This is a genomic window from Caldimonas brevitalea (genome assembly GCF_001017435.1).
Lineage (GTDB): Bacteria > Pseudomonadota > Gammaproteobacteria > Burkholderiales > Burkholderiaceae_C > Caldimonas > Caldimonas brevitalea.
On sequence record NZ_CP011371.1, the window covers coordinates 5,314,085 to 5,335,307 of the forward strand.

19 protein-coding genes are annotated in these 21,223 nt (G+C 67.5%); 11 read left to right on the top strand and 8 right to left on the bottom strand.

Annotation, left to right across the window (positions count from 1 at the left end):
* Positions 1-18: 18 nt before the first annotated feature.
* Positions 19-1,761, bottom strand: a complete 1,743-nt coding sequence (locus AAW51_RS22395; protein WP_047198188.1) for a M61 family metallopeptidase — start codon at positions 1,759-1,761, stop codon at positions 19-21.
* Positions 1,762-2,165: 404 nt separating this feature from the next.
* Here AAW51_RS22395 and AAW51_RS28515 point away from each other — a divergent pair, with 404 nt between their 5' ends.
* On the top strand, positions 2,166-2,540 hold the full coding sequence (locus tag AAW51_RS28515; RefSeq protein WP_053013853.1) for a DUF4148 domain-containing protein: 375 nt from the start codon (positions 2,166-2,168) through the stop codon (positions 2,538-2,540).
* A gap of 130 nt (positions 2,541-2,670) precedes the next feature.
* On the opposite strand, the gene AAW51_RS22405 is transcribed toward AAW51_RS28515, so the two are convergent.
* Positions 2,671-3,393 (bottom strand): DsbC family protein, encoded by a 723-nt coding sequence (locus AAW51_RS22405; RefSeq protein WP_047196378.1) that lies wholly within the window; start codon positions 3,391-3,393, stop codon positions 2,671-2,673.
* Between the two features lie 59 nt (positions 3,394-3,452).
* The gene (locus tag AAW51_RS22410; protein WP_047196379.1) at positions 3,453-4,559 is read right to left on the bottom strand and encodes an FAD-dependent monooxygenase; all 1,107 of its coding nucleotides are present in this window, start codon (positions 4,557-4,559) and stop codon (positions 3,453-3,455) included.
* A 72-nt stretch (positions 4,560-4,631) separates the two neighbouring features.
* Here AAW51_RS22410 and AAW51_RS22415 point away from each other — a divergent pair, with 72 nt between their 5' ends.
* The 5 genes from AAW51_RS22415 to AAW51_RS29470 all read left to right on the top strand — a co-directional run bounded on the left by AAW51_RS22415 (position 4,632) and on the right by AAW51_RS29470 (position 10,185).
* Positions 4,632-7,085: an AsmA family protein gene (locus tag AAW51_RS22415; protein ID WP_047196380.1), complete on the top strand. Its 2,454-nt coding sequence runs from the start codon at positions 4,632-4,634 to the stop codon at positions 7,083-7,085.
* On the top strand, positions 7,082-7,936 hold the full coding sequence (locus AAW51_RS22420) for an MOSC domain-containing protein (protein WP_083438511.1): 855 nt from the start codon (positions 7,082-7,084) through the stop codon (positions 7,934-7,936). Before AAW51_RS22415 ends, AAW51_RS22420 begins: the two co-directional genes overlap by 4 nt.
* Positions 7,937-8,052: 116 nt before the next feature.
* Positions 8,053-9,147 (top strand): redox-regulated ATPase YchF, encoded by a 1,095-nt coding sequence (gene ychF, locus AAW51_RS22425; protein ID WP_047196381.1) that lies wholly within the window; start codon positions 8,053-8,055, stop codon positions 9,145-9,147.
* Between the two features lie 457 nt (positions 9,148-9,604).
* Positions 9,605-9,868 (top strand): hypothetical protein, encoded by a 264-nt coding sequence (locus tag AAW51_RS22430; RefSeq protein WP_047196382.1) that lies wholly within the window; start codon positions 9,605-9,607, stop codon positions 9,866-9,868.
* A 17-nt stretch (positions 9,869-9,885) separates the two neighbouring features.
* Positions 9,886-10,185 carry a DUF1488 family protein gene (locus AAW51_RS29470; RefSeq protein ID WP_083438512.1) on the top strand — a complete coding sequence of 100 codons (300 nt, stop codon included), beginning with the start codon at positions 9,886-9,888 and terminating at the stop codon, positions 10,183-10,185.
* On the opposite strand, the gene AAW51_RS22435 is transcribed toward AAW51_RS29470, so the two are convergent.
* The 4 genes from AAW51_RS22435 to AAW51_RS30195 all read right to left on the bottom strand — a co-directional run bounded on the left by AAW51_RS22435 (position 10,161) and on the right by AAW51_RS30195 (position 13,029).
* Positions 10,161-10,607 carry a hypothetical protein gene (locus AAW51_RS22435; protein ID WP_157360009.1) on the bottom strand — a complete coding sequence of 149 codons (447 nt, stop codon included), beginning with the start codon at positions 10,605-10,607 and terminating at the stop codon, positions 10,161-10,163. The genes AAW51_RS29470 and AAW51_RS22435 overlap by 25 nt on opposite strands.
* Before the next feature lie 562 nt (positions 10,608-11,169).
* Positions 11,170-12,255, bottom strand: a complete 1,086-nt coding sequence (locus AAW51_RS22440) for a glycosyltransferase family 4 protein (protein ID WP_047196384.1) — start codon at positions 12,253-12,255, stop codon at positions 11,170-11,172.
* Between the two features lie 269 nt (positions 12,256-12,524).
* On the bottom strand, positions 12,525-12,833 hold the full coding sequence (locus tag AAW51_RS30190; protein WP_157360010.1) for a hypothetical protein: 309 nt from the start codon (positions 12,831-12,833) through the stop codon (positions 12,525-12,527).
* A complete protein-coding gene (locus AAW51_RS30195) occupies positions 12,826-13,029 on the bottom strand; it encodes a hypothetical protein (RefSeq protein ID WP_157360011.1) in 204 nt (67 codons plus the stop codon). Before AAW51_RS30195 ends, AAW51_RS30190 begins: the two co-directional genes overlap by 8 nt.
* 409 nt (positions 13,030-13,438) lie before the next feature.
* On the opposite strand from AAW51_RS30195, the gene AAW51_RS22445 reads away from it, so the two are divergent.
* Entirely contained in the window at positions 13,439-14,146 is a 708-nt protein-coding gene (locus AAW51_RS22445; RefSeq protein WP_053013854.1) for a Crp/Fnr family transcriptional regulator, read from the top strand.
* Positions 14,147-14,891: 745 nt separating this feature from the next.
* Here AAW51_RS22445 and AAW51_RS22450 read toward each other — a convergent pair.
* Complete coding sequence (locus AAW51_RS22450; RefSeq protein ID WP_047196386.1) at positions 14,892-15,611, bottom strand: Crp/Fnr family transcriptional regulator; 720 nt, start codon at positions 15,609-15,611, stop codon at positions 14,892-14,894.
* Positions 15,612-16,330: 719 nt separating this feature from the next.
* Between AAW51_RS22450 and AAW51_RS22455 the strand changes: the two genes are divergently transcribed.
* From AAW51_RS22455 to AAW51_RS22470, 4 genes are all read left to right on the top strand, one after another.
* On the top strand, positions 16,331-17,116 hold the full coding sequence (locus tag AAW51_RS22455) for a hypothetical protein (protein WP_157360012.1): 786 nt from the start codon (positions 16,331-16,333) through the stop codon (positions 17,114-17,116).
* A gap of 189 nt (positions 17,117-17,305) precedes the next feature.
* Complete coding sequence (locus AAW51_RS22460; RefSeq protein ID WP_047196388.1) at positions 17,306-18,223, top strand: aldo/keto reductase; 918 nt, start codon at positions 17,306-17,308, stop codon at positions 18,221-18,223.
* 31 nt (positions 18,224-18,254) lie between these two features.
* Entirely contained in the window at positions 18,255-19,391 is a 1,137-nt protein-coding gene (locus AAW51_RS22465; protein ID WP_047196389.1) for an exonuclease domain-containing protein, read from the top strand.
* Between the two features lie 422 nt (positions 19,392-19,813).
* Positions 19,814-20,998, top strand: coding sequence for a calcium-binding protein (locus AAW51_RS22470; RefSeq protein ID WP_053013855.1), 1,185 nt, complete (start codon positions 19,814-19,816; stop codon positions 20,996-20,998).
* Positions 20,999-21,223: the final 225 nt, after the last annotated feature.

The window sequence follows — 21,223 nt, forward strand, 5'->3', positions numbered from 1 at the left end:
TGCGCCCCTCGCGCGGCGTCAACGCGCGCTCAACCATGCCTCACGCAACGCCGCCGTCTCGCGACCGGCCGCCGGTGCCACGCCCAGCGAGCCGGGGCCCGGCACCGCCGTGGCTGCGGGCACTTGCAGCGGCAGACGGAGCAGCCGTTGGTCGCGCGAGACGAGCAGTTCGGCCGGTTGGCTCTCGGTGGCGTACAAGGGCAAGTCGTCCAGTTTGCGCAGCCGCCAGTCGTTCACGGCCAGCAGCTCGTCGCCGGCCGCCAAACCCGCCTGTTCGGCGGCGCTGCCGCGCATCACCGCCTTGATCGAGACGCCGCCGGCCGCATCGGCCGAACGCACCCCGAGACGCAGCGGCCAAGGCGCCGGCTGCTGTTTCCACTCGACCCCGACGGCCTGCAGCAAGGTCACGAGCGGCAGGTCCTGCGTGCCGTGCACCCAGCGCGACAGCTCGCGCGCATACGAGCGCCCGCCCACCTGCTTGAGCGCCGCCGCAATATCCGCCTCGCTGATCGGCCCGCCCGACGAGCCGGCCCACAGCTGCCGCATCACCTCGTCGAGATTGCCCTTGCCCTCGCCGCGCAGCGTCAGGTCCAGCGCGAGCGCGACGAGTGAGCCCTTGGTGTAGTAGCTGACGGTGGCGTTGACGGTGTTCTCGTCCTGGCGGTAGTACTTGACCCAGGCATCGAAGCTGGCCTGCGCCACGCTCTGCACCTGCCGCCCGGGCGTCGCCAGCACACCGCTGACGGTCTTGGCCAACAGCTTCAGGTAGCGCGCCTGGTCGATCAGGCCGGCCCGCACCAGGAACAGATCGTCGTAGTACGAGGTGAAACCCTCGAAGAACCACAGCAGCTGGGTGTAGTTCTCGGCGGTGTAGTCGTAGCGGGCGAACTCCGCCGGGCGCAAGCGTTTGACGTTCCAGGTATGGAAATACTCGTGGCTGATCAGGCCCAGCAGCGTCACATAACCGTCGCTCTGCCCGGCCTCGCCCACGCGTGGCAGGTCGCGGCGGCCACAGATCAATGCCGTGCTGGCCCGATGCTCCAGCCCGCCGTAACCGTCGTCGACTGCGTTGAGCAGGAACACATAGCGCTTGTACGGCGGCTTCTTGCGTCCGTGCCAGAAAGCGATCTGCGCTTCGCAAATCCGCCGCGTGTCCTGCAGCAGTCGCTCGCCATCGAAGTTCGGCAGTGCGCCGGCGACGACGAACTCGTGCGGCACACCGCCGGCGCGAAACTCACCGCGCCAGAACCGCCCCAGCTCGACCGGGTGGTCGACCAGTTCGTCATAGTCGCCCGCTTCGTAGCTGCCCTGTCCGCGCGCGTCGGTTTGCACCGCGCCGAGCGCGGTCGCCACCTGCCAGCCCTTCGGCAGCGCGCGGATCTCGACGCGCTGCGGCTCCTGCTCGCGGCCTTCGACGCGCAAAAACACTCCGGTGCCGTTGAAGAAGCCGCGCGTCGCATCGAGAAAAGCCGCCCGCACCGAGGTGTCGAAGGCGTAGACCTGATAGCTCAGCTCGAGCGCGCCCCGCCCTTCGCAGCGCACCACCCAGCTGGCCTTGTCGACCTGCTCGGCCGACAGCTCGCGTTGCCCCTGGCGGGCCGTCAGCTGCTGCAGATGGCGGGCGAACTCGCGCACCAGATAGCTGCCCGGAATCCAGACCGGCAGCGACACGCGCTGCTCCGGCGCCGGGTCTGGGATGCGCACCACCACGCGGAACAGGTGGGCGTGCAGATCGAAAGGTTCGATGCGATACGAAATCATGCAGGCGTCGCTCGGTTCGGGGTGAGGCTCGGCTGCCCGCGGCAGCCAGAAAAAACAGCTGGGGTTGGCCACTGCGGTGAGCCGAAAACGCAGCAGCAGCCAGGACGCCGTGCCGTCTCAGGAGCGCGACGGACCCGCCACACGACTCAACAGCAAGCGCCAAGACCGCGCCGGCAGCCGGCCGGCAGCGGAGATTGTCGCCGCTGCCGCGCGGGCGCGCCGCGCGCCGCCGGGGGCGACCGCCGCCCGTTACCTCCTGTCATTGTTCCTGGTTTCGCAACGACTCATTGCCTGGGCAGTGATTTCCCGAACCCAGGGAAACCCCTAATCTTCAGCCATCGGATACGCACTTCATGCCACAAGCAACGCAAGTCCGAACTTCTGAAGAATCGAAAGGAACTGCCGTGAACAAGATCGTCGCCGCTGCCCTCGTGTCTGCCGCCACCCTGATGTCCGCCACCGCGTTCGCCCAGGAAGCCACGCCGGACCCCGCACCGAACGGCAAGTCGGAGCGCACCCGCGCCGAAGTGCACGCAGAGTTGATCCGGGCCCGCGATGCCGGCGAACTGAAGGTGTTCGAGGAAGGCTATTTCCCGCAAGTCGCCAGCACCCGCACCCGTGCCGAAGTGGTCGCCGAACTGAAGCGCGCCCAGGCCAACGGCGAATACGCCGCGTTGCACGCCGAGCCGTTCGACCCGGTGGTCTACCAGGACCTGGTGGCCAAGAACCAGGAAGCCAGCCGTTACGCGGCCCAACCGGCCGCTCCCGCGGTACAGTAATCGACACCACCCAGGTGTCCCGGGAAGCAAAACGCCGCGCAACAGCGCGGCGTTTTTCATGAAGACGACGACCGCCCTCGGGCAGCACGCCGCCGCGCAGGCGTTCGCCCTGCGCCAAGCGCTGACCGCTTCAGCGCTTGGCCTGCGCGACCGCCGTGAGTTGCTGCTCGATCTGTTCGGTGTTCATGGCCCCCGGGACCCGGGTGCCGTCCTCGAACACCAGCGCCGGCGTACCGGTGACGCGGTGCTTGCGGCCGAGCGCGCTGTTGCGCGCGACCGGGGTCTGGCAACCCTCCGGTGCGGGGGCCGGCTGCACGCTGCGCAGCATCCAGTCCAGCCAGGCCTTGGTGCGGTCCTTGGAACACCAGATGGCGTCCGACTTGGCCGCCGAATCGGCCGCCAGGATGGGATAGAGGAAGGTGTAGACCGTGACGTCCTTCACGGCCTGCAGGTCCTGCTCGAAACGCTTGCAATAGCCGCAATTGGGATCGGCGAACACGGCGATCTTGCGCTTGCCCGTGCCGTTCTTCCAGACGATGGCGTCTTTCAGCGGCAGCGACGCGAAATCGATCGCGGTCAGCTTGTTGATGCGCTCTTCGGTCAGGTTCTTGCGCACGCGCGCGTCGATGATCTCGCCCTGGATCAAAAAGTTGCCTTCGGCATCGGTGTAGACGATGTCGGTGCCGAAGCGCACTTCGTAGAGCCCGTCGACAGGCGCTTTCGAGACCTCGTCGATCTTCGGCAAATTGGGCAGGCGCTCGGCCAGGTTCTTGCGAATCACGGCCTCCTGCGCAACGCCGGCGCTGGCAATGAGGGTCAACAAGGCGGCGGTGGCGACGCGGCGCAACTTCATGGACAGGGTTCTCCGAAACAGGGAAATGAGAGGCAGGCGGCCGTGATGCACGACGCGTGTCAGGAATCGAGCGCGCGCCCGGTGAGCCAGCGCTTCAGCGGGGCGAGTTGGTTGACTAGAGTCAGGCCGCGATTGCGAAGTTCCCGCACCGGGCCGGATTCGACGGCGAACAGTTGCAAGAGTCCGTCCGTGACGCGTCCCATCGCCCAGGTCGGGGCCGCCCGCTCGCGCTCGTACCGGCGCAGCAGCTTCTCGTCGCCGACACTCCGCCACGTTTCGCGCTCGCGCAACACGCGCGCCAGCACCTCCACGTCGGCCAGGCCGAGGTTGAGGCCCTGCCCCGCCAGCGGATGCACCACGTGCGCCGCATCGCCGAGCAACACCCAGCCGGCGCCGCTCCAACGGCTTGCCTGTGCCAGTGCGAGCGGCCAGGCTGCACGGGCCGAAGCCAGACGCAGCGTGCCCGCCGAAGCGCCGACAGCATCCTGCAGGGCCTGCGTGAAGCCGGGCTCGTCCAGCGCCATCAGCGCTTCGGCTCGCGCCTCGGGCAGCGACCACACCAGGCCGTAGCTGTGGCCCGCCTCCGGGCGGTCGAACGGCAACAGCGCCAGCACGTCGGGCGATCGGAACCATTGGCGCGCGACACCACGATGCGGCTGGTCGGCCACGAGGCGCGCCGCGATGGCGGTCTGGCCGTAGCCATGCCGCTGCCACTCGACGCCGCGCACTTCGCGCTCAGTCGACGCCTTGCCCTCGCACACGGCCACCAGGGCCGCCGTGACCGGGGCATCGACTTCGGTGATGTGGGCCTGGAAGCGCACTGCCTGGGCCAGCGAGGCCTCGAGCGCAGCGGCGTCGACGATCCACGCCAGCTCACCCACCCCCTGCTCCCAGGCCGAGAACTCGAGCGCGGCGACCGAGCCTGCATCACCTTCCACCCGCATGTCGTACACCGCTGTAGCGGCCAGCGGCGGCAAGCCGTCCCACACCTTCAGCGCCCGCAGCAGCTCGACCGACTTGGCGCTCAAGGCATAGGCGCGCACGTCCTCGCCCGGCGGCACGCTCGGGCGGCTCAACGCAATCTGGAGGCCCAGCTTCGCCAGGCTCAGCGCAAGCGCCTTGCCGACGATGCCACTGCCCCGTATCGAAACGTCATAGCGGTTCATCGCCGGCGATTGTAGGGGCCGCGCCACGGCGCGCTCCCGTCCCGTGCCGCGGCTCTCGCACAATGCGTGGCGATGAACACAAGCAAATCGAGCCCCTGGGTCAAGCGCATCGCGCTGGGCGTGGCGGCGCTGCTGGCCTTGCTGGCCGCGGCCGCCACCTATCTGATCGTCAGCTTCGACGCCAACCGCTACAAGGGCGTGCTGGTGGACTGGATGCGCGAGCACCGGCAACGCACGCTCACCATCGGTGACGTCGGTCTCAGTGTGTTTCCTCGACTGGGTGTGACGCTGCGCGACGTCACGCTCAGTGAACACCAGCGGGCCGACGAGTTCGTCCACCTCGAAGAAGCCAAGCTCGCCGTCGACCTGCTGCCGCTGTTGCGCCGCAGGCTGGTGGTCGACCGGGTCACCGCGCAAGGCGTGCGGCTGGCCTACCGGGTCGACGCGCAGGGTCGGCGCAACATCGACGACCTGCTGGCACCCGACGACCCGAAGGCCACACCCGACGACAACGAGGCCAGCCGCCAGCTGAGCTTCGATGTGCAAGGGGCCGAGTTGCGCGCGGTGCGGCTGCGAGTGGACGACGTCCCGGGCCAAGTGCGCGGCGAGGTTGTCGTGCAAACGCTCGACCTGGGCCGGCTGGCCGACGGCGCCGAGGCGCCGCTGACGCTCGACGCGCAGCTGGCCTTGCAGCAACCGGCCGTCGAAGGTCGGTTGCAAGGCCAGACCCGGCTGACGCTGGACCGCACACGCAGCGCCGTCCACCTGCGCGAAACCGAGCTGCGCTACCAGGGCCACGCGCTGGGCCTGCGCGAGCTCGACAGCCGGTTGAGCGGCGCCTTGTCCTACGACGGCGCGCAAGGCGCCCTCGGCGCCGAGGGGCTGAAGCTGGCCACCAGCGCGATGTTGGGCGCGGTGAAGCTGGAATCGTCGACGCTGTCGGTGCAGCGCTTCGGTTATCAACCGCAACGCCAGGCCCTGTCGCTCGAACAACTCGGCCTGCAGTTCAAGGCGGTGCGCGACAAACAGCCGATCGAGCTGAGCCTGTCGTGGCCCCGCCTGCAGGTCGAAGGCCAGGCCCTGCAGGGCAGCGCCTTGCAAGGGCAGCTGGCGCTGGGCGGGCCGCAACCCTGGAAGGCCGAGTTCCGCTCGGCCGCGCCCAGCGGCAATTTCGACCAGGTGCGCCTGCCCGCCTTCGAAGCCACGCTGCACAGCAGCGGCACGCGCCGCCTCGGCGGCACGGTGCGGGCCGACCTGGCGCTGCAGCCGGCGAAGGCGGCCCTGGCCCTCGACGCCCTGAAAGTGCAGGCGCAGGTGCAAGACCCGCAGCTGAAGCCCTTGGCGGTGCGCCTCGACGGGCGGCTCAGCGCGTCGACACGGGCGGCCTCCTGGGAGCTGAAAGGCGGCCTGAACGACAACACCTTCAACACCCGCGGCCAGGCCACCTTCACCGGCACGGTGCCGCACCTCGACGTCAGCGGCGAATTCGCGACGCTCGACGTCAACAGCCTGCTGGCCGACGCACCGACGACCCCCGCGCAGGACCGCCCCGCCACACCGACCAGCGGCCCCGCGACCGCAGCCGACACCCCGGTGGACCTCGCACCGCTGCGGCAGCTGCAGGGCAAACTGTCGCTCAAGGCGGCTCGATTGATCTACCGGCCCTACCAGCTCGACGACGCCCGCATCAATGCCACGCTGGAAGGCGGCATGCTGCGGGTGAGCCAGTTGGCCGGGCGCATCTGGGGCGGCAGCATCGACGCCAGCGCGTTTGCCGACGCGCGTGCGCAGCGCGTGATGTTCAAGGGCACCGGCAACGACATCGACGTCCACGCGGCCTTGCAGGACATCGCGAAGAAGGACGTGCTCGAAGGCCGCGGGCGGGTGCAGGTCGACCTCGAATCGGCCGGTCGCAGCGTGCAGGAACTGAAGTCGCGCCTGGCCGGGCAAGCGGCACTGCAGTTGCGCGACGGCGCGATCAAGGGCGTCAACCTGGCGCGCTCGCTACGCGAGGCCAAGGCGGCGCTGTCGATGCGGCAAGACAAGATCCAACAGGCCCGCCAGTCTGAAAAAACCGACTTCTCGGAACTGAGCGCGACCTTCCAGATCGCCAACGGCGTCGCCCGCAACCAGGACCTCGACGCCAAGAGCCCCTTCCTGCGCCTCAACGGCGAGGGCACGGTGGACGTTGGCAAGAGCCGCATCGACTATCTGGCGCGCGCCTCGGTGGCCAACACCAGCAAGGGTCAGGGCGGCGACGAGCTGACGGCGTTGCGCGGCGTGACGGTGCCGGTGCAGCTGAGCGGCCCGCTCGACGCGGTCGACTGGCGTATCCAGTGGTCGGCCGTGGCGGCGGCGGCGGCCCAGGCCGCGGTCAAGCACCAGCTCGAAGACAAGCTGCTGAAAGAGCTGGGCGGCAAGCGTGCGGCGCAGGGAACGGAAGCAGCCGCGTCGGCGCCGGCGCAGAATGCACGGGACGCGGCACGCGACAAGCTGAAAGACAAACTGAAGGGATTGCTGAAGTGAGCGACGAGAACTTCGTGGTGTCGGGGTTGCATGTCTACCCGATCAAGTCCTGCGCGGGCGTGGCGCTCGACGAGAGCTTGTTGATCGAAACCGGCCTCGAATTCGACCGCGCCTGGATGGTGGTCGACGCCCACGGCGGCTTTCTGACCCAGCGCGAGTTGCCGCGCATGGCGCTGATCCGTCCGCAGCTGCGCCATGCCGACATGGTGTTGCGGGCGCCCGGCATGCTGGCCCTGCACATCGCCTACGACACCGTCGAGACCCCCACCACCGTGCGCCTGTGGAACGACGACGTGAAGGCCTACGACATGGGCGACCTGGCGGCGCAGTGGTTCAGCGACTTCCTCGGCCAGCCGGTGCGGCTGGTGCGCTTCGACCCGGAGCAGAAGCGGCTGTCCAACCTGAAGTGGACCGGCGGCCGGGAGGCCGAGAACCAGTTTTCCGACGGCTACCCGGTGCTGGTGATCTCGCAGGCCTCGCTCGACGGCTTGAACGAGCGGCTCGCGGCGCGCGGCCAGGCGCCGGTCGAGATGTCGCGCTTTCGGCCCAACCTGGTGATCGCCGGCGCGCTCGATCCGCACGCCGAGGACTATTTCGACGTGCTGGAGATCGCCACCGACGAGGGGACGGTCCGGCTGCAACTTGTCAAGCCCTGCCCGCGCTGCCCGATCCCCAATGTCGACCCGGCGACGGGCGAAACCGGGCAGGAGCCGATCGACACGCTGACCACCTACCGCGCCGACGACCGCGTCGACGGTGCGATCACCTTTGGCATGAACGCCATCCTCCTGGACGGCATCGACCACGTCTTGCGCGTCGGCGCCGCCGGCACCGCGACCCTCAAGTTCTGACAGCCGGCCTGGCGGCGGCGGCGCTGCCGCCGGTGCGCCAAATGCCCCGGCCGTGCCCGGCCGGCGGCCCGCCCCGTAAAATCCCCGGTTTCCCTCTCCTACCCGGAAAGCCCGCCATGAGTCTCAAATGCGGCATCGTGGGCCTGCCCAACGTCGGCAAGTCCACCCTGTTCAACGCCCTCACCAAAGCCGGCATTGCCGCCGAGAACTACCCGTTCTGCACGATCGAGCCGAACGTCGGCGTGGTGGAGCTGCCCGACTCCCGTCTGCAGGCCCTGGCCGAGATCGTCAAGCCCGAGCGTGTGGTGCCGGCCATCGTCGAATTCGTCGACATCGCCGGCCTGGTGGCCGGCGCGTCGAAGGGCGAAGGCCTGGGCAACCAGTTCCTCGCCCACATCCGCGAGACCGACGCCATCGTCAACGTGGTGCGCTGCTTCGACGACCCCAACGTGATCCACGTGGCCGGCAAGGTCGACCCGATCGCCGACATCGAGGTGATCCAGACCGAGCTGTGCCTGGCCGACCTCGCCACCGTCGAGAAAAGCCTGCAGCGCTACAGCAAGGTCGCCAAGTCCGGCGGCGACAAGGAAGCCCAGCGCCTGGTCGACGTGCTGAAGAAGTGCGAAATCGCACTCAACGAAGCCAAGCCAGTGCGCTCGATCGCCTTCAGCAAGGAAGAAGCGGTGGTGCTCAAGCCGCTGTGTTTGATCACCGCCAAGCCGGCGATGTTCGTCGGCAACGTCGATGAAAACGGCTTCGAGAACAACCCCTTCCTCGACCGCCTGCGCGAGTACGCCGCGCTGCAGAACGCGCCGGTGGTGGCGATCTGCGCCAAGACCGAGGCCGAACTCGCCGACATGGGCGAGGAAGACAAGCTGATGTTCCTGCAGGAAATGGGGCAGGACGAGCCGGGCCTGAACCGTTTGATCCGCGCCGCCTTCAAGCTGCTCGGCCTGCAGACGTATTTCACCGCGGGCGTGAAGGAAGTGCGCGCGTGGACCGTGCCCATCGGCGCCACAGCCCCGCAGGCGGCCGGCGTGATCCACACCGACTTCGAACGCGGCTTCATCCGCTCGCAGACCATCGCCTACGACGACTTCATCACCTACAAGGGCGAGCAGGGCGCGAAAGACGCCGGCAAGATGCGCGCGGAAGGCAAGGAATACGTCGTCAAGGACGGCGACGTGCTGCATTTCCTGTTCAACGTGTGAGTCGGGAGCGCGATTTCTGCAGATTTCGGTAGGCTTCTGGTGGACTCCGCAGGATCCCAGCCTCTCAGCCAAGCCCTTGATACTCAAGGGCTTTTTCATTTCTAGAGCTTTCCTGACATGTCCTGAGCATGCAGACGAATGTTGCCTACACAGGTGACTACAGCTGCTCACCGATGCGCGTTGCCGCGTTGCCGAGCCGAAAGCCGCGCTCTACCGCCTAAACGACGACCGAGGACTGTCCGAGTCCGATCACACGAACGGCCGTTTCATCAGGACGCTGAAGCCGGTCGAGCCGCTGGGAAGCACACGCGGTAGCAGACGTATCAAGCCCATGACGTCACTGCAGAGTTGCGTGCGGTAGGGCACAGACGCCGCCCTGCGTGCGAGAGCAGGATCTTTGGCAAGTGGGCGTTCGGCCGACAACTACACGGCCTCGATCGCACGTCTGGAGAACAGCATGGGTCAATTCCGCAAGGGCGCTTCCTTCGACACGCAAGGGGAGGACGGCTGTGCCGACAGTGTCGTTGCGTGGGTGGAGTACATCCACATGGACGAGGGCGGCAGGGAGCGCTACAACGGGGAGCCGAGTGGCTTCGAGTCCCTTCGCCTCGAAGATGGACGTCATGTGCGGGCCATGGGAGATGAGCGCTATGAAACCGGCTCCTCGGGCCTGGTCTTGCACCGTGTCTTCAGAAGCACCCCGGCACACGACTTTCACTGATCGCCGCGCGGTTTCTCATGACCATCATGCCCCCCGCTCCATTCTTCCACCTCGCGTCCGGTGCGCTGCGCTTCTGGGTGTTGCAGGACGATGGACGCTGTGTTGGCGCCTCGATCTCAAAGGAAACGCTGCACTACTGCTTCCGGGGCGACAGCTACGGCGAGAACGCCGTAGCCACCTACGAGGTGAATCGCCGATGCATCGATGATGCAGTGCGGCGCCGCACCGCCGCTGGCTCTCTAGAGCCGGTGATGTTGCGCGACACGGACGTCTCCGACGGACGTCTCCGACCTCAACCGCCGCGACCCGGCGCGTGAACCGCAGGAGCGATCCTGGCGGTCCGGCGTGCGTGGTTTACCGCGTCCACCAGCTGGTCGTAGCGGGAACCGGCGAACAGGTAGCGGCCTGCCTCGAACCCAATGCCAAGAGATGCCATCAGCACGCAGCCGGCGTCGCCGGGAGGATCACGCCTCGGGTCCGGTGCGAAGACGGTGGCCTGGTCCTGGTCCTTGCCGGGCCGGCGGCTGCCCCGTCTCGAATCGGCAATCGCGTCGGCCACTATGTCGTATCGGTAGCCGGGGTACTCATAGCGAAATCCGTCGTAGTGGATGGCGTGGTTCGCCACCAGACGCTCGCGCCCTTGGCGCCGGGTGTCTGAGAAGAAACCGTCCTTCGACGTCAAACTGTCCAGCGTGCTGCGGTACGGCATTGCGATGTTGTGGCGACGTGACTTACGCATATTTGACTTCCGTGCTCGTGTTGAACTGCCAATTGCACTGTAAGCGCCGCTCCAAGCCAGTGTCTGTGCGCGAGCGAACGTCTTGGCAACCGGTAGCGCAAAGAACCTCCCTCAGCGCTGAGGGCGTGAAGAACGTTCGCCGGTCGGCGCAGCGCGCGGCCCACAGTGTGCAGACCGTCCGCTACCAAAGGTGATGCAGGCGCCACGCTCCACTCGAGCAACGGGGAGCAGGTGATGTCCACAGCGGTCGGGGCCACAGGTGCTGCCGAGCGCCAAAAGATGCGCAACGGTCACCGCCGGCTCTGCACCCGCCGCATGCGGTGTGCGACCAGCAGTCGCATGGCGGCGGAGCACCGCGGCGTTCACGGCGCGCCCTACGCTTGGTCAGACGTCAGTTCGAACGGCTCTTACACCGAAGGCCGTGGCCCCCACGCGACTGGCGAATGCTGCACTTCTTGTTCGAGCACGCGCTGCGCGCTGCAGCTGGAGGCGAAGAAAGGCCAAGCGCGCACTGGACGTTGCTTGTGGGCAGCGACGGGGGATTGCGTCGACGATGGGCGTCTTATCCGGGAGTTCGGATGACGTGATCGGTGCCGCCGACCGATCGCAGCTTTACCGTGCCTCTGCGTCGGGCGAGGGACTCGTAGACCTTGACGTACTCGCTCGCCATGATGGACGAAACATAGCGTCGCTCGAAACCGCGACGGCAAGCCTGCCGGTCGATCTCCCCAATGCTCCGTGCCGCCTCGATGGCCTGCGACTGGTTGCTTACGACGAATCCGGAGACGCCATGGTCCATGACCTCAGGCACGGCGCCGCGGGCATAGGCGACCACCGGTGTGCCGCAGGCCATGGCCTCGATCATCACGAGCCCGAACGGCTCCGGCCAGTCAATGGGAAACAGCAGCGCACGTGCGTTGCCGAGGAGCGCGTTCTTGTCGCCGTCGCCGACCTCCCCCTCGAATGCGATAAGCGGATGATTCAGCAGCGGACGGATGACGGTCTCGAAGTAGTTCCTGTCTGCAGCATCGACCTTCGCCGCGATCCGCAGGCGGGTGTTGCACGCCAGGGCGATCTCGATGGCCCGGTCCAGGCGCTTCTCCGGCGACACGCGGCCGACGAAGGCAAAGTAGTCCTGCGGTGTGCCGTTGAAGTCGTAGAGCGCCAGGGGCAGACCGTGGTGCACCGTCGCACACCAGTTTGCCTGCGGCAGCAAGCGCCGCTGAGCGTTGGAGATGGCCACGACCGGATGCTCTGCGAAGTGCTGGTGCAGCGCCGCCAGATCGGGCAGGTCGAGCCGGCCGTGAAGTGTCGTCACGCAGGGCGTCAGGCAGCGCCGGGCCATGGGGTAGTGCGTGCAGTCGACGTGAAAGTGGATCACGTCGAACTGGTCGGCGCGGCGGCTCACTTCGTCCAACATGATGGTGTGCCACACCGCGGGATCGCAGGGTCGCGGATGATTGCGCAGGCTGCGATCGCGGACCGCCACGAGGTCGGCGGAAGTCACCGAGTCGCCGCTGGCGAACAGCGTCACGTCGTGCCCGCCTGCTACCAGCGCTTCCGTCAGGTAGGAGACCACTCGCTCCGTGCCGCCATAGGCCTGCGGAGGCACGCTTTCCGCAAGGGGGGCTACTTGTGCAATTCTCATCGGTAGCCTTTGTCGCGCCCGGCCGCATCCACGCGGGATGTCGGCGAGCGCCGTTCGGGTTCTGGAACTGAGCCGATCGGCCGGCGCTGATCGACGCGGTTCCCGGGGCAGCGTGTCAGCACCGGGCACGGCTCTATGGGCCGCAGGCTGTGGGGCGGGCCGGATGACCCGGCGCTGCGGCGTGTGGAGTTCGACCTGGCGGGTTTGGTGAGATACCTGCTGCAGCACTTGCTGCTGCGACCTGCACGAGGTGTGATGACTGAAGCCGATCAGCCGCGGGAGAACAGGAGCCCCACCGCGAGGCCGAGGACGGCAGACGCAGCGAGCGCCCCCCAAGGGTAGACGCGGACATAGCTGTCCACGCTCTGTACCGCGCTTCTCGCACCGGAAGCAATCGCTGTTTCGAGTCGGTGAAGACCGGGGGCGTGCTCAGGCGTGCCACCCCACAGCGCCGGCCCTTCCTTGCGCGGCGTCGATCGTTCGATAGCAGGCCCGAGTCCGAGAGCAGCCAAGCGATCTGCATCGTCATCTACGACGGGCACCGCGGGCGTGCTCGGCTTGTTCTGTTGTTCATTCATGACTTCTCCAATCCGGTTGCGTATCGAGAAAATCGGCCTGACTCATTTCGCGCTGCCGAACGGGCGACCCGAGCCGTTTGGCCACGGCGCGAGCATCCCAACCGACGATGCCGTCGAGCCAGGCGAGAAGCGTGGCGCGGTGCGGCGATGGGTAGAGCGGCAGCCTGCGTGCTCTATGTCGGGCGGTAACGTCCATATGCTGCATCTTCCATTGCGACGCGGCAGATGTCTGTGCGGTTACGCACACACCATGCGCTCGCTCGGCACTTGGGCTGGACCGTGGGGCAACGCACCCTGATCAAACACCCCTGACTTCGCTCTTTGCCGTCGGGATGCAACTGGGCGGGCCGCTGCGCGACCATCGCAGGGGCGCGAGCCGGCGGTCATCTTCGCACCTTGCTCCGGGGGCGTGAATCCACCGATGCCTATGCATGCGAATGCGCTCGTCGACGCAGGCATCGCAGTGCAGCTCATCGACCCGTTCCGAGGACACGGAATCCGCCGCGCGATCAGTGATTGGCTCCAGTTGTCGCAGGCGGCCTCTTCGTACGACGTGCTCGCGACGATGCTCTGTGCGTTGGCAGACGGTCAAGCCGAAGCGGTGCATGCACACTCGCGACATGGCCCTTGCCGAAAATCACCTGCTCGCCCTGCTGCCGCGCCGCGACCGCGTGTCGCTGCTCGCCGCCTGCGAAACGGTGCAGTTGGATCTGGGCGAGGTATTGTGCGAACCGGGCGAGCCTACTCGCCACGTGTACTTTCCCTGCGATTGCTTCATTTCGCTGGTATCGGCGATCCGGGGCGAGCCCGGGCTCGAGGTCGGCATGGTGGGCCGCGAAGGCATGCTGGGGGCGCAGCTCGCCCTCGGGGTGAGCGCCATCCCGCTGCATGCGGTGGTACAGGGTGCAGGCATGGTACGGCGCATTGCGGCGAGACGGTTTCGCCGCGAGCTTGCCGGCAGCAAGGCGCTCCAGCTGACGCTGAACCGCTACGTCTACGTGCTGATGGCGCAGCTTGCGATCTCGGCCGCTTGCACGCGGTTTCACAACGTCGAGCCGCGGCTCGCCCGCTGGCTGCTAATGACTCAGGATCGCGCGCATTCCGACAGCTTCCACTTGACCCATGAGTTCCTGGCCCACATGCTGGGCGTGCGCCGCGTCGGCATCACCGGTGCGGCCAGCGATCTGCAGCGGCAGGACCTCATCCGCTACCGCCGTGGAGACATCATCGTGCTCGATCGCGCCGGCTTGGAGGCGGCTGCGTGCAGCTGTTACGCAGCGGATCGACGCGCCTACGACGCGACGATCCGGTGAAGGATCGCCATCTCCCGCCTCATCCCAGGCAACTCAGCGACGAAGTGCCGCTGGCCGCGCGCTCATGGGCCGCTCACTGCAACGGCGCGGGAAGGTTGTTCCACTCGCCGACCAGCGCTATGCCGAGGCGATCCTGCAGCGGCCGTAGCGCGGGAAGACGTGTTGACGGGACACACACGGCGGTCACGCCGATGAACCCGGAGATGTGCTTCAGCGCACCGACGCACTCGGTCCGCTTTGTCAAACTGCTTGAATCCAGCGGTGTGAATGGCTGGAATGGAGCAACGTCATGAATGAAATCAGAACCAGGCAGCGTCCCTTGGCGCCGTCGCAGTGCGAAGCGGAGGACAGGTTCACATCTGAGGGCGGTTCGGTGGGACCGCGGCGGCCCGCGGAGGTGAGGCGCAGCCTGACGATCGCGCCGGCCAGCGATCGTGTCGGGGGAATTGCAACGGTGGAGCACACCCTGGGCCAACCCTCCCGAAGCCCGGGCGCCGACAGCACTTCAGATGGACTTGATGCAGGACATGAATGTTGACTTTCGGGAGGGGACGTATCTGTACGAACGCCAGCGTTTCCTCTTGCTTGAGCAAGCAATCGATTATGCCGAGAGCACCCTTCGGGCCCGAAGCCGGGACCGCGAGTGAGGTCGGTGCCGGCCAAGAGGCGGCCCGTGCTGACCCTGCAACTGAATTCGGCGCTGCGACAGTCGGTCGGGGGGCGCTCGCAGCGTCGAGCGCCGCCTCTATTGCGCCGTCCCAAGCGGAAGCAAGCGCTCGTATTCCTTCCTGACCACCGAATAGCACTCGCAGGTCCGTTGCTCGAGCCCCTTGCGGTCCACCACCGTGATGTGGCCGCGCCGGTACGTGATAAGTCCAGCGCGCTGCAGGTTGGCTGCTGCCTCGGTCACACCTTCGCGCCGCACGCCGAGCATGTTGGCGATCAACTCTTGCGTCATGACCAGCTCGCTCGACTGCAGCCGATCCAGGCTGAGCAGCAGCCAGCGGCACAGCTGCTGATCCAGCGAGTGATGGCGGTTGCACACCGCTGTCTGCGCCATCTGCGTGATCAGCGCCTGCGTGTAGCGCAGCAGCAAATGCAGCACCGGACCGGAGCGGTTGAACTCGTCCTTGAGCAAATGCCCGCGCATGCGAAAGCCTTCGCCCACGCTTTGCACGACCGCGCGGCTGGGCGTGGTCTCGCCGCCCATGAACAGCGATATTCCGACGATGCCTTCGTTGCCGACCACGGCGATCTCCGCCGAGGCGCCGTCTTCCATCACGTACAGCAGCGACACGATAGAAGTGGTGGGGAAGTACACATGGGTCATGGCCATGCCCGACTCGTACAGCACCTCGCCGAGCGGCATCTCTACCGGTTCGAGCGCTGATATCCAGCGCGCCCACTCCTCGGCGGGTAATGCTGCCAAAAGGAGATTCTTCCTGGGATCCGGACGCGTTGCCATGACAGCTCCAGCACAGCCAAGATCCGAAGACCGCCGAAGCGGCGGCCTTTGCGGAGGTCGACTGCTGAAGTATAGGCAGCGAGTGTGCGCAAGCGCACCAACGCCGCGCTGCACCGGGGACGGGGTATCGAGCGGCCCGTGGCCCACAAGATGTCCAGAAAGACGCCGGCGCGAATGGCTTGAAGCGGTGCGCTTCGGCATCTGGGGTAAGCGACCCGCCTGTCGTGGTCCAAGCTTGATCGACACCTCGACAAGGGATTCACCCCGAAGAGAACCCAGTAGAGACGAGCAAGAAGACCAGACGAACCTTCGACGCGGCATTCAAGCTGCAAGTCGTGAAGATGATTCGAGAACAAGGGCTCGGCGTCGGGCAGGGGAGGGCCGAACTTCGGCGGACGTACACCGGCTTCGCTGCTCCCTCGTGCTCGACCTTCTCGGTCGCTTATCGTGATCGGCAAGGTTTCAACCCTCGAGAGCGATCGCATATGGTGTCCCCCATCAAAGGTCCTGGGCACGCGCCCGTCCAGGCCAACACCCCCGCCCAGCGTTCGTTGTCGTCCAGCCATGCTTCGGCGTCATCCGCCCCGGACACACAAGGCCAGCTGGGTGGCGACGGAACATTGAGCGGACTGCGCAGCCGACCGGCGAACCTCGCACCCACGAACTCGGCGCCGAGCCTCCATGGCGACGCCGCGTTCTACGGGACCTTTCGCAGTGTGATGACGCACGGCGTGCTCTCGCAGCCCGAAATGCGGCAGCGCGGCGTCGACTTCAACGCCTCGCACGACGGCAACGCGCGCGACACCGACCAGGTCGAAGTGACCCGCATGCCGGGCCGACAACCGGCCGACGCGCAGGCGCAAGTGGCGCAGAACGCCGTGACGAACCGGCATCACGGTGCGCTGACGGTCGCGCTCGAACGTGACACCGCGCTGCCGGCTCGCGCGCCGACCGAGCAGGAGACCCTCGCACGCCTGAGTAATGAGCAACGTGCCGACCTGCAGCAGCTCCCGGCCGACTTCCGGGCCATGGCACTCCGGACGCTGGGTAACGAGCAGGTGTTGACACCTGCAGGCCAAACCGAAGCGTCGCGACGCATGCACAGCTCCTTCGTCGTCACCGCCGATGCCTCGGGCCCCTCGGCGTCTGCCGCGGCGCACGAGCAACAGCGCGCACCGATCAGGCCGGGGGAGATGCAGCAGGTCCTGGTGCCAGCCGAGCACGGTCCGACCGCCGGACAGGCGCTGCGAGATCTGCGGGCGCGCGGCGCGACCGAGCTGCCGTCCCTGCAGACAGTGCCCAGCACGACCGCGCTGTCGCCGCAATACCATGACCGACGCGGCAACGCCGTCAGTGTCGAAGGAGCCTCCGCGCCCGCCTACCACCGGCCGATCGCCCAGCAAGCTGCACAACGCGGCGACACGGACATCCACCTCGTCAAGACCGGGACCTCAGGGCAGGACCCGGCTGCGGCGGCCCTGCGGCCCCGGTCGGACTCGATCTGACGCTCCGGGCAAGCGGTTCGGCACCGCGCCATCAGGCCATGCCTGGAACGCTCGTGTGCGCCGGCAGGCATGGCGATAAGATGCCGCCCGGCATCGAGCCAAACCTAGACGGAGATGACGACCCATGGATGACCGGCTGTGCAAGCCCACGCCGCAAGCGGCTCACCGCCACAACTTCCTGTTCAACGCATGACAGACACCCGCCCGCCCGTGCCCCGGGTCTCGTTGTGCCCCAACGGTTTGCAGTTGTCGCGCATCGTCGCCGGCGCCTGGCGCATGGACGCCTGGGGCTGGACGCCGCAGCAGCGCCAGCGCTGGATCGAGCAGAACCTGGAGGTGGGCGTCAGCAGCTTCGACCACGCCGACATCTACGGCGGCTACACGGTCGAGGCCTTGTTCGGCGAGGCCCTCGCGCTGGCACCGTCGCTGCGCGCACGTTTGCAGCTCGTCAGCAAGTGCGGCATCCAGCTGGTGTCGGCGGCGCGCCCCGAGCACCGGCTCAAGGCCTACGACACCTCCTACGACCATATCGTCGCGTCGGCCGAACACTCGCTGCGGGCCTTGCGGACCGATCACCTCGACCTGCTGCTGCTCCACCGGCCCGACCCGCTGATGGACGCCGACGAGGTGGCGCGTGCCTTCGACCACCTGCGCCAGGCCGGCAAGGTCCTGCACTTCGGCGTGTCCAACTTCACCCCGGCGCAGTTCTCGCTGCTGGCCAGCCGCACCGCGCTGTCGACCAACCAGGTCGAGTGTTCGCCGCTGCAGTTGCAGGCCCTGCACGATGGCACGCTCGACCAGGCCCAGCAACTGCGCCTCAAGCCGATGATCTGGTCACCGCTGGCCGGCGGTCGCCTGTTCACCGGCGACGACGAACGCAGCCGCCGCGTGCGTGCCTGCCTGGAGCGCATTGCGGCGCGTTACGGCTGCAGCCCGGCCAGCGTCGCCTATGCCTGGCTGCTGCGCCACCCCGCCCTGCCGCTGCCCATCGTCGGCTCGCGTCGCATCGAGGCGGTGCAAGAGGCGGTGGCGGCCTTGTCGGTGCCGCTCGACGCGCCGACCTGGCACGAGATCTGGTCGGCCAGCACCGGCCACGAGGTGCCTTGAAAAACCCGCACGCCGCCAGCGCACCCATGCCATGAGCCCGTCCGAACTGCAACGCTGCCTGTCGGTCCACCCGCGCCTGGCCTTCGTCGACCTCGAGACGACCGGCGGCAGCGCCGGCAGCGACACGATCACCGAGGTCGCCATCATCGAGGTGGATGCTGCCGGCGTGCGCGAGTGGAGCAGCCTGGTGTGCCCGGGCCGCCCGATCCCGCCCTTCATCCAGTCGCTGACCGGCATCACCGACGCGATGGTGGCCGACGCACCCCGCTTCGAAAGCCTGGCACCCGAGATCGTCCGCCGGCTCGAGGGACGGCTGTTCATCGCGCACAACGCCGGCTTCGACCATGGCTTTCTGCGGCATCATCTGCAGGCGATCGGCGTCGCCTTCGCGCCGCAGGTGCTGTGCACGGTCAAGTTGTCGCGCCGGCTGTATCCCGAGCAGGAGCGCCACAACCTCGATGCCCTCGTGGCACGGCACCGCCTGCAGGTCACCCACCGGCACCGGGCCCTGGGCGACGCGCAGTTGATCTGGCAGTTCTGGCAGGCAGCGAGCCGGGAGCTCTCGGCCGACGTGTTCACCGGCGCCCTGCGGCGTCAGCTGGGGGGCGCCGCGCGCCCCGCCCAGCTCGAGTTGCCCGGGCTCCACGACCTGCCCGAGGGGCCGGGCGTCTACCTCTTCTACGGCGAGCACGACGAAGCCCTGTATGTTGGACGCGCAAGCCGGCTGCGGCAGCGCGTGCTGTCGCACCTGCGCAGCGGGCAGGCACAGGGCAAGCCGCTGTCGCAACAAGTGCGACGGGTCGAGTGGCGAGCCACCTCGGGCCCGCTCGGCAGTGCGCTGCAAGAACTGGCGTTGCGTCAGGTGCTGCAGCCACGACACAACGCCCCTGCCGCGCCGGCGCAGCCACTGCCGCAAGCGGCCGTGCCAGCGTGGCCCTACCCCGGCGCCATCGGCGTGCGGGAGGCGGATGCTCTCCACCTGCTGGACCGTTGGTCCTATCTGGGGACCGCCCGCGACGGCGATGACATCGCCGCGCTGCTGCACCGACCCGCCCGCTTCGACGCCGAGACCTGCCAGCTGTTGCTGGCGCAACTGAACAGATTGCCGGCCCGCCGGGTCACCTTGCTCGACGCCCAACTCGACCTGTGGTCTTCGGCTTGCGCCTGACGGCGAGACCTAGTGTCCTGGTAGAGGATGAAGCCTCATCTTCTACCAGGGTCTATGTTCACATTTTGTTCTTGCTGCCTCCACATCATCGCCTAGTGTGAACTGGCCCGACTTGCAGGGCCGCGCCTCTCCCAGCGCGCACCCTGCGGACGCGGCCTGCTGTCCCCCTTGCAGTTCATAACCAAGAGACCGATGTCCCGGCAGGCCGGGCCAACTGCCGGGCGGAACGACGCACCTCAGCGCCGCCTCGACGCGGCCCACATATGTTTTTCGAATCCGCCAGTCGGTGACGTCTCCGACCGGCAGCCCCCGCGGGTGCTGCCGGCAGATGTCGCTCGCCCGTCGCCCTCACGCCGCATGCGGCGCCAGTGCGAGGGCCGCACTGGCAGCAGCACCTCGACCCCAACACAAGGAGTTCTCTCATGGCAATCCTGAACGGCACCCCCGGCAACGATGTCATCACCGACACCTCCGCCGACCCCACCTCGATCCTCAATGCCAACTGGTCCGCCGGTGAAGACCGCTTGATCGGCCTGGAAGGCGATGACACCTATCTGCTCAACTCGGCCGGCGACCGTGCCATCGAATTCGCCGACGAAGGCACCGACACCGTCATCTCGCGCCTGGTGGCGATCACGCTGACCGACAACATCGAGAACCTGACGCTCGACAACACCGCCCCGGTCACGGCGTTGAACGGCGCCGGCAACGCGCTCGCCAACATCATCACCGGCAACTCGGCCGACAACCTGTTGAACGGCCTGGGCGGCAACGACACGCTGTCCGGCGAGAACGGGGCCGACACGATCAACGGCGGCGACGGCGATGACATCATCAACGGCGGCAACGGGGCCGACACGCTGAACGGCAACGCCGGCGCCGACTCGATCAACGCTGGCAACGGCACCGACATCGTCAACGGCGGCGCCGGCGGCGACACGCTCAACGGCGACAACGGGGCCGACACCCTCAACGGCGGCGACGGCAACGACACGCTCAACGGCGGCAACGGCGTCGACGCGCTCAACGGCGGCAATGGCGCCGACAACCTGAACGGCGGCAACGGAGCAGACGTGCTGGCCGGCAATGCCGGCAACGACACGCTCAACGGCGACAACGGCACCGACACCCTGTTCGGCAATGTCGGTACCGACACGCTCGACGGCGGCGGCGGCAACGACGACCTGCGCGGCGGCAACGGCAACGACACCCTCACCGGGGGGGGCGGGGCCGACACCTTCGTGTTCGGATTCCGTGGCGCTGCCGACGCCGACGCCATCGTCGACTTCGTCACGGCCGACAGCATCGTGCTGATCAACCAGCTCGACAACGGCCTGCCGGGTGCCATCAGCCCGGGGGTGCTGGGCCTCACCTTCGTCGGTGGCAACGTGCCCGGCAATGCGCTGGCCACCGGGTCCTTCTTCAAGGGCGCCAACTTTACGGGCAATGCGGCAGGCAACATCAGCGGCATCTACGTCGACACCACCGACGGCGAGATTTGGTACAACCCGACCACCGCGGCGGGCGGTGATGCGGCGCTGCTGGGCACGGTCACCGTCGTCGCGGCCGGTACCGTGACCGCGGCCGACTTCATCTACGGCGCCTGACGGCGCCCGGGCCGGCGCTTTGCCTGAAGGGCGCCGGCCTTTCTGCTCTCTCTTCGTGTGGCACATGCCACCGCCTGCTCCTCCGCGGCAGGCGAGCCATTGAGGCGCGGCCCACGCCGCCGCCATCGTCTTCCGCCCTCACCACGCCGACGTCCGCACTGCGGCCTCGGCACGCGCCTTGCCTCGCAGCCCCTCATGGCACGCCGCGGCGATCCAACCGCCCGG

Coding starts and splice junctions, on each gene's coding strand:
- AAW51_RS22395 (WP_047198188.1), bottom strand. CDS start 1,761: ATGATTTCGTATCGCATCGAACCTTTCGATCTGCACGCCCACCTGTTC.
- AAW51_RS22405 (WP_047196378.1), bottom strand. CDS start 3,393: ATGAAGTTGCGCCGCGTCGCCACCGCCGCCTTGTTGACCCTCATTGCC.
- AAW51_RS22410 (WP_047196379.1), bottom strand. CDS start 4,559: ATGAACCGCTATGACGTTTCGATACGGGGCAGTGGCATCGTCGGCAAG.
- AAW51_RS22415 (WP_047196380.1), top strand. CDS start 4,632: ATGAACACAAGCAAATCGAGCCCCTGGGTCAAGCGCATCGCGCTGGGC.
- ychF (WP_047196381.1), top strand. CDS start 8,053: ATGAGTCTCAAATGCGGCATCGTGGGCCTGCCCAACGTCGGCAAGTCC.
- AAW51_RS22430 (WP_047196382.1), top strand. CDS start 9,605: ATGGGTCAATTCCGCAAGGGCGCTTCCTTCGACACGCAAGGGGAGGAC.
- AAW51_RS29470 (WP_083438512.1), top strand. CDS start 9,886: ATGACCATCATGCCCCCCGCTCCATTCTTCCACCTCGCGTCCGGTGCG.
- AAW51_RS22435 (WP_157360009.1), bottom strand. CDS start 10,607: ATGCGTAAGTCACGTCGCCACAACATCGCAATGCCGTACCGCAGCACG.
- AAW51_RS22440 (WP_047196384.1), bottom strand. CDS start 12,255: ATGAGAATTGCACAAGTAGCCCCCCTTGCGGAAAGCGTGCCTCCGCAG.
- AAW51_RS30190 (WP_157360010.1), bottom strand. CDS start 12,833: ATGAATGAACAACAGAACAAGCCGAGCACGCCCGCGGTGCCCGTCGTA.
- AAW51_RS30195 (WP_157360011.1), bottom strand. CDS start 13,029: ATGGACGTTACCGCCCGACATAGAGCACGCAGGCTGCCGCTCTACCCA.
- AAW51_RS22445 (WP_053013854.1), top strand. CDS start 13,439: ATGCACACTCGCGACATGGCCCTTGCCGAAAATCACCTGCTCGCCCTG.
- AAW51_RS22450 (WP_047196386.1), bottom strand. CDS start 15,611: ATGGCAACGCGTCCGGATCCCAGGAAGAATCTCCTTTTGGCAGCATTA.
- AAW51_RS22455 (WP_157360012.1), top strand. CDS start 16,331: ATGACGCACGGCGTGCTCTCGCAGCCCGAAATGCGGCAGCGCGGCGTC.
- AAW51_RS22460 (WP_047196388.1), top strand. CDS start 17,306: ATGACAGACACCCGCCCGCCCGTGCCCCGGGTCTCGTTGTGCCCCAAC.
- AAW51_RS22465 (WP_047196389.1), top strand. CDS start 18,255: ATGAGCCCGTCCGAACTGCAACGCTGCCTGTCGGTCCACCCGCGCCTG.
- AAW51_RS22470 (WP_053013855.1), top strand. CDS start 19,814: ATGGCAATCCTGAACGGCACCCCCGGCAACGATGTCATCACCGACACC.